This is a genomic window from Flavobacterium sp. UBA4197, from assembly GCF_002379575.1.
Taxonomy (GTDB): Bacteria; Bacteroidota; Bacteroidia; order Flavobacteriales; family Flavobacteriaceae; genus Flavobacterium; species Flavobacterium inviolabile.
Genome location: NZ_DFUB01000012.1, coordinates 90,634 through 97,797 on the forward strand (window position 1 = coordinate 90,634; position 7,164 = coordinate 97,797).

Here is a 7,164-nt window from a genome sequence, read left to right on the forward strand (position 1 = left end):
TTCTGCGGCACAGCATTATTTTGCCGTTGTGAATATTCTGGGATTGATTTTTATCATAAGCCAGGCCCAGTTGTTATCCAGTCCTTTATTTCCTGATTTTAAAACTTCCAGTGTGCCGGAACCGAACATCTGGGAATAGCCGCCGGTAATGGTTATATCCTTCTGGAGGGCATACGTTGCCGTAAAGTCTATTTCGGTACCCAGATAGGAATCCATTTTTTCGGTTGTCTGCTGCGGATCAAGTACCGTTGCTGCCGTCATAAAAAGATGCGGCATCATGTTGAACTGCCACTTATCCTGCGAATATCCCAGTTTCAGGAATACATCCTGCAAGCCCACCGTGTTTTTATAGTTCCCTACATAAAAGTAATCCATAAAGCCGTTAAAACCGTGGTTGGTTCCGAATATCGGATTAAACGATTTGTTCTTTGCATCCGTATTGTCCTGTCCGGTACCGGAAAGGTATTCATAACCGGCTCCAATGCTTACTTTACTGGTCAAGGCATAATTAAGCGTAAGCCCTGCATAAAAGGCACGAACCGTCGCATTATCTGTTGCCATTCTCGTTTTTCCAGTTTGTCCGTACAAGCCTAAATCTGCCGTGATACCGCTCTTTTTATAGGACAGATACGTTCCGAAGGTCTGCAGGTTGTTTTCCCGTAATTCGGTTGGAGCTGCTTCATACTGAAAGCCCGTATTCAGAAACAGCAAACTCATTCCCAGTGCGTCAAATGTAATGTGGTACCAGGCATACTGCATGTGCTTGTAACTTGTTGTGTACAAGTCGCGGTACAGTTTTTCGGCATCCGAATTTAAGGCAAACCCCAAATCCAGCTGGTGCCGGTCCGGTTTAAAAGAGATTAAAAGGGCATCATGGCTTTGCCCCTGCTGTGCCCAATCGATCTCACCCATTATCCTCTGATTGTCATAGGACAGTACCTGCCTGCCCAATTTTACCGACCATTTGGGGTTTAGTGCATATTGCGCCCAGGCTTCATAAAGAGCTATCCCGTTTTTATCGGACACGGCCGTTGTGGGCACATCTCCCCAGACTCTGATATTCTGCAGGGTTACTACCGCTTTTAATTTTTCGTGCCGGTAATTTAAATTCAAACGGGACCGCTGGGACACAAACGAAGTGGGCAGTGTCCCGTCCTTCATCAGCTCTTTAAAGCCGTTGCGGTACTCATAACGCGGTCTTAACTGTATATTCGCGTCAAATTCCTGGGCACAGGCGCCCGAGCCTATTATTAAACTGAATAACAAGCCTGTTTTTTGTACTAATTTCATCATGGTTTAATGGTGTTTTGCTGCCTCAGCAATAATGTTACGAACCGTTTCGTCATAGCTGACGCCAAGTCCTTCCTGCTGAAAAGTTAATTCTCCGCCGGTGTTAAAAACACTGATGATGTTAGAATGCGAAAAGTCCACAGGCGTTATCTTCTTATAGTTTACCGCCAGTACCGCTGCAAATTCCCGGGTATTTTCTTCCGTTGACCGAAGAAACAGCCATTGCTCCCCTTCCATTTTGTTTTCTTTTGCAAATGCTTTTAACCGTTTGGGCGTATCGGTTTCGGGGTCGATACTCACCATAATCAGTGTGACATCCTTTTTGATGTTTTCCGGCAGCCGCTGCTCGATATGCCGCATATCTGCTATTAATCTGGGACAGGCGGCCTTACAGGAAGTATAGATCATGACCATGACCAGAACTTTTCCTTTAAGGTCTTTCATTTCGATCTCTTTATTGTCCTGAGTGGTCCATCTGGAAGGCAGGTTATAGATGGAAAGTCCGGAAAATTCCCCGGCTTCCGAAAGCCTTTCCGGGGTTTGTTCCTGGGAATTACAATGTTGTATCCCGGCAAGGATTATCAGTAATCCTAACAGTATTTTTTTCATGTTGTTTGCTTTATTGTTCCGTTAAAAAAGTTGTTGTACTTTTTATCAAATCTTTTTCAGGGGCTATATCCCGGGCACATCGAAATCCCAGGTTTCGTGTTGAATAATTCGCTTTTAAACTGCCCCGGAAGGCATATCGCATAAAAGCAGCATAATTCATCAGGTCGGTTGCATTTACAGCACCGCTTCCGCAAAACAAACTGGTATCGGTGTCCTTGTCTTTTCTGGACTCGCCGGAAAGCAGTATGCTGTTAAAATCGGAGGTCCATTCCCAAATCAGACCGTGCATATCGTAAACGCCCCAATAGTTCTTAAAGGTCTGCCCTATGGCATTGTTATACGTTTTTGACTTTTCATACCAGCTCAGTATGTATTTGTTGTATTCTTCTCTTGTCCGGGCATCTGCTTTTTGTTCATCAGCCATGGCTACATATTCCCATTCGTCCATTGTGGGCAGGCGTTTTCCCTGGCATTCACAATATTTTTTTGCGGCAAACCAGGAAACATTGGTCACAGGAGCATCGCTTTTATTCGCACCATAATCAAAATCATTTTTCCAGTAGGATAAATAGCTTTTATCGGCAAAAATGGCTTTAATTCCGGAACGGGTATATTCCGGTTTCCGGTTTACGAAATTCAGATATTCGGCATTGGTTACCGGATAAACATCTATTTTGAAAGAGGAAACAGCTACCGGTTTTTCGGTGGTAGCACCATAAAGGGGAACAAAAGTCCCCCCTTTTATGGTTACCATTTTTGTTTCCTGTGCATTCAGGAATACGGTTATAAAACCGATTATAAGACTGACAACAATTCTATCGGGCTGATACATGGCTGTTTTTTTTACTTTATTTTTTACCTCGCTGTGCTTTGACCATTTCCGGGCTGACCTTTTTACCGCTATTGCCCCAGTTGCCATACACATAGGTCAAAACATCTGCAACCTGTTCATCTGTCAAGCCTTGTGATGTCATCATTGCATTGTACTTTTTACCGTTTACCGTTATCTCCCCGCTCAGTCCGTTAAGAACTGTCCGGATGGCACGATTAGCGTCTTTATTCAGATAATCCGAATTTGCCAATGGCGGAAAAGCACCGGGTACACCCTGACCGTTAGCCTGATGGCAGGCAATACAAGTCTTGGCATAGATACTTTTTCCTTTATCGGCATTTTGCATATTGCTTTTTGCTGCAGTTTCTTTTACCGGAGCTGTAAAAGCGGTCAGACCAATTGTAAAACAAGCGATCACGACTCCTGCTATTACTTTTTTCATGATTTTATTCTTTTATTCGTGGATATCTTTTAGTTTTTGTGCCGGTTTGCTTCGTTCGGCTTTTACCATTGCTGTGGTTACATTGGTTTTATTATTGCCCCAATTGTTGTACACATACGTCAGTACATTGGCAATCTCATCGTCTGTCAGGTTCTGGCTGGTCATCACACTGTTGTATTTTTTACCGTTTACCGTTATTTCACCTGTCAACCCGTGCAGTACCGCATTGATTGCTCTTTTTGTATCGGCATTCAGGTAATCTGATTTGGCCAATGGCGGAAAGGCGCTTGGGATGCCCTGTCCTTCAGACTGATGGCAGGCAAAACAGGTTCTGCCATAGATTTCTTTACCGGCTTTAAGTTTTTCGTCCAGTGTTTTGGGAGCAACCGCTTTGGGTGCGTCTTTTTCTTTAGGCATATTCTGGATCGTTCCGCCTTCCGGTAAATAGATTCCTTCCTGTACCGTTCCTGAATAGACATTTTTATCCTGCTCGCCTTCTACTTTCAACATACCTAAAGCCCCTTTGTTAAACGCTCTGAAAATGGAATGGTCCACCAGGATAAAGGTACCCGGAACATCAACCTTAAATTCAACAATTGCAGCACCTCCGGCCGGTATTAAGGTGGTCTGTACATCTTTATTGATAACACTTCCGCCTTCGAGGTATACTTTATCGAAAATTTCCCCGATCACATGGAAGGACGATACCAGGTTCGGTCCGCCGTTACCCATATAAATACGGACAGTTTCTCCTTTTTTTGCCGTGATGGCATTGTCCCCGGTTATAGCGCCTACTTTACCGTTAAAAACAACATAATCCGGTTGTTCCTTGATTGCTTTTTCCATATCGAAAGGCTGGGTTCCCTGATCGCCATAATTTCCTTTGGTGTAGAAATCACCCTGCATTACATAGTATTCCTTGTCTACCGGAGGCAATCCGCCTTCGGGCTCCACCAAAATTAGCCCATACATACCGTTGGCAATGTGCATCCCCACCGGAGCTGTAGCGCAGTGGTAAACATATAGGCCCGGATTCAGGCATTTGAAGTTAAATACTTTTTCATGTCCCGGAGCAACTAAAGAAGAGGTTGCACCTCCACCCGGTCCTGTTACTGCATGCAGGTCGATATTGTGCGGCAGCTTGTTATCGGGATGGTTTTTTAAATGAAACTGCACTTCGTCTCCAATACGGGTTCTGATAAAACTTCCCGGAACAGAACCGCCAAAGGTCCAGTAAACATATTTCACCCCGGCAGTCATTTCGCCTTCCAGTTCCTTGATTTCCATGTTTACAATCAGTTTTGTTGCTGCACGGTTGCCTATAGGCTTGGGTACAAACGGCGGTGAAGTGAGTTCTGCAACCTGTTCTCCTACTACTTTAATTTTTGTCGGATCGCCTGGTGATTTGTCCCTAAATGATAACAAACCGATTGTAATTGTTGTTATTACCAACAAACTCACCACAATTTTTAATTTGATTTTCATGTCTAATGATTTTCGTTTAACTTAATTTGTCAGGTAAAGTTATGCTCTTGCTTACCGCTTTATTATGATTCCAGTCATGCCCGAAAAAAATAATATTCAGTACACTAATTGGTCATAATACTTACCGTTATGACAAAAGGGGAAGCGATGATCGGATCGTAAAATCAGGTCTGATAATGGTTAGGTAAACAAATAAAAATCAGAGAATGATGCGTAACAGCAGTATATACAAAAGGATGGAAATTATTCCATCCTTTTTATACAGAAGTTATTGTTTGGATATAAATTACAGAGTGGTTTATTAACCTTGAAATTAGTTTGTTATTCCATAAATAAGATAAACCAACCAGCTAAAATAAAAAAGAAGTGATGGTAAAATAAGGTAAAAATCTCTACGATGATTCTGAAATTTCCCTCTGTAACAGAATAAAAATATTTTTACGGTTAAAATTAAATTGATTATAAAAAGTGGAAGATGGATAAAATATGATATAATAACTAATGTCTTTCTCATATTTAAACCTTCAATAAAAAGATATTTATTAGTAATGATAACTTCTAAAATTATTAAAACCAAAACTAACACAAAAGATATGTATGATAATATACTTCTTTTCATTGCTATCGTTGTCTATGCATAATTAATATTTTGATATATTACCTATTTACATTTCGAAATTCTTATTGTATCATTTTCTATTACTAATCCAATATTTTTCTCCAATGATCTTTCAACTTTTTCGGAAGACCATCTATTATTTTCATCAAAATTATAGTAATTGGTTTCTAATCCTATTGTAATTTCATTATCGTTGATTTCATGATAATTAATTTTTCTAAAATAAACCCAATCCTCTTTTTTTATTGAATAAAGGATAATATCTTTTAATAATCCAGAGTCTATTTTTTTAATTATTTCATTATTTGAGTCAATAATGATGATTTTCAATAATGATGGACTAAGTGTTAATTCTTTAGCATCATAGGAGATCTTCTTTACACATACAGATTTTGCTTTATCTCTTTGTTTACAGGAAATTATTCCCAAAAAAACGAACATCAATATATATACTATTGAAAAAGAAGAATTTCTAAAAATATTTTTTCTGATCATTTGAACTTAAGAATTTTGATTGATGCATAACCGTAAGGCAAAAACATCTGATTTCTCTGCCAACTGTAGGTCATAATTTCATCTTCTGTTATTGCTTTCCATTATGAAAATATAATATAAACGCTATTTAATCATAATACTTTTAAATGAATCAAGTAAGATGTTCTGATCAGCTTCATTAAGGTTTTTACCTGAAATTGTTAAACTATTATTGTCTTTAAGGTTGCTGAAATATATCCCTACTTCACCTTTTCCAGTAATTTTAGGAACTTTAATTTTTCCAGTAATTTTATTGATTGTATCATAATAGTAATACTCTTTTAAAAATGTACCCTGTGCTTGATCTATTTCTGGCTTCTTTGAGTAATATAAACCTGTAATATCCATTCCTGAGGATTTAAATTCTTTTATTTGTTCATAAGAGAATACCTTATTAGTTTCATCAAACTTTTCTGAATATTTTCCATAGTCACTAAATATAGAATCACCATTTTTAGTAATAATTAAAAAAACATGTGAATCTATTCCTTTGAGTTCAACTTTACGCCAGCTTTGAGGAATATCCATTGTATATTGATCAAAATCAGTTTTTTTGTTATAATCTGTACCTGTACATCCTATAAAATTTAAAACGCTTAGAATAAATGATGTTTTTATTATACTTTTTTTCATAATAATATTAGGAGATATAATATTCAATCTTATTTTTTGGTTTAGGCGGTAAACCTTTGGAAAACTGTAGTTTTTCAGTATAAAACATTATCTTTTTACCCACAAATTAATCACTTCTGCAGTATTTTTATTAATTCTTAAATAATAAGTTCTGTCCACTCCTGGTACACCTACTTTCTTAGAAGAAGCGATAATTTCCCATACTTTACCATCTGCTATTAAGTTTACAGTAAAAGGTCTTAATTGTTCAAAATCAATATTCCTGTATTGTTCCTTATAAATTATATCGGCTAATTTCAATGCCATTTCTTTATCTGTAACAATGTCAATTGCATATCGTTCAGTAATCTTTTTAGGAAGATCTGTTACGGGATTGTATGGTTTATCTTTTAATGAACTACATCCATTACAGAATATAGCTATTATAATTATCCAGAATGTTGTTATTGTTATCTTTATCATTATATCAATTATTTAGGTAAAATTCATTTACCCTCCTATTTGGGGCTCCTAAAAACCCTATTACGGGTTTATTGACATTGAGTAATTTTTAGTGTGTCTTTCCCTATTACGAGTCCAATATTTTTCTCCAATGATCTTTCAACTTTTTCAGAAGACCATCTATTATTTTCATCAAAATTATAGTAATTGGTTTCTAATCCTATTGTAATTTCATTATCGTTGATTTCATGATAATCAATTTTTCTAAAATAAACCCAA

General features: G+C 37.9%; 8 protein-coding genes and 1 pseudogene. All 9 read right to left on the reverse strand.

The window, feature by feature from the left end; all coding sequences use genetic code 11:
- Window positions 1–15 precede the first annotated feature (15 nt).
- Complete coding sequence (locus tag B3394_RS06665) at window positions 16–1,293, reverse strand: alginate export family protein (protein ID WP_286914419.1); 1,278 nt, start codon at window positions 1,291–1,293, stop codon at window positions 16–18.
- A 3-nt stretch (window positions 1,294–1,296) separates the two neighbouring features.
- Complete coding sequence (locus B3394_RS06670) at window positions 1,297–1,899, reverse strand: SCO family protein (RefSeq protein ID WP_286914420.1); 603 nt, start codon at window positions 1,897–1,899, stop codon at window positions 1,297–1,299.
- A 10-nt stretch (window positions 1,900–1,909) separates the two neighbouring features.
- Window positions 1,910–2,731 carry a formylglycine-generating enzyme family protein gene (locus B3394_RS06675; protein ID WP_414654262.1) on the reverse strand — a complete coding sequence of 274 codons (822 nt, stop codon included), beginning with the start codon at window positions 2,729–2,731 and terminating at the stop codon, window positions 1,910–1,912.
- Between the two features lie 16 nt (window positions 2,732–2,747).
- Window positions 2,748–3,065, reverse strand: a pseudogene (locus tag B3394_RS06680) (c-type cytochrome); the annotation flags it as partial.
- Window positions 3,066–3,185: 120 nt separating this feature from the next.
- A complete protein-coding gene (nirK, locus tag B3394_RS06685) occupies window positions 3,186–4,658 on the reverse strand; it encodes a copper-containing nitrite reductase (RefSeq protein WP_177734528.1) in 1,473 nt (490 codons plus the stop codon).
- Window positions 4,659–5,319: 661 nt separating this feature from the next.
- The gene (locus B3394_RS06690; protein ID WP_177734529.1) at window positions 5,320–5,772 is read right to left on the reverse strand and encodes a hypothetical protein; all 453 of its coding nucleotides are present in this window, start codon (window positions 5,770–5,772) and stop codon (window positions 5,320–5,322) included.
- A gap of 123 nt (window positions 5,773–5,895) precedes the next feature.
- Entirely contained in the window at window positions 5,896–6,444 is a 549-nt protein-coding gene (locus tag B3394_RS06695; RefSeq protein WP_177734530.1) for a hypothetical protein, read from the reverse strand.
- 87 nt (window positions 6,445–6,531) lie between these two features.
- Window positions 6,532–6,906 carry a hypothetical protein gene (locus B3394_RS06700; RefSeq protein WP_177734531.1) on the reverse strand — a complete coding sequence of 125 codons (375 nt, stop codon included), beginning with the start codon at window positions 6,904–6,906 and terminating at the stop codon, window positions 6,532–6,534.
- Between the two features lie 68 nt (window positions 6,907–6,974).
- On the reverse strand, window positions 6,975–7,164 hold a 190-nt coding region (locus B3394_RS06705; protein ID WP_286914421.1), incomplete at its 5' end, for a hypothetical protein.

Bases quoted from the DNA above. Each gene is read 5' to 3' on its own strand.
- B3394_RS06675 (WP_414654262.1), bottom strand. From the start codon at position 2,731: ATGTATCAGCCCGATAGAATTGTTGTCAGTCTTATAATCGGTTTTATA.
- B3394_RS06695 (WP_177734530.1), bottom strand. From the start codon at position 6,444: ATGAAAAAAAGTATAATAAAAACATCATTTATTCTAAGCGTTTTAAAT.
- B3394_RS06700 (WP_177734531.1), bottom strand. From the start codon at position 6,906: ATGATAAAGATAACAATAACAACATTCTGGATAATTATAATAGCTATA.
- B3394_RS06690 (WP_177734529.1), bottom strand. From the start codon at position 5,772: ATGATCAGAAAAAATATTTTTAGAAATTCTTCTTTTTCAATAGTATAT.
- nirK (WP_177734528.1), bottom strand. From the start codon at position 4,658: ATGAAAATCAAATTAAAAATTGTGGTGAGTTTGTTGGTAATAACAACA.
- B3394_RS06670 (WP_286914420.1), bottom strand. From the start codon at position 1,899: ATGAAAAAAATACTGTTAGGATTACTGATAATCCTTGCCGGGATACAA.
- B3394_RS06665 (WP_286914419.1), bottom strand. From the start codon at position 1,293: ATGATGAAATTAGTACAAAAAACAGGCTTGTTATTCAGTTTAATAATA.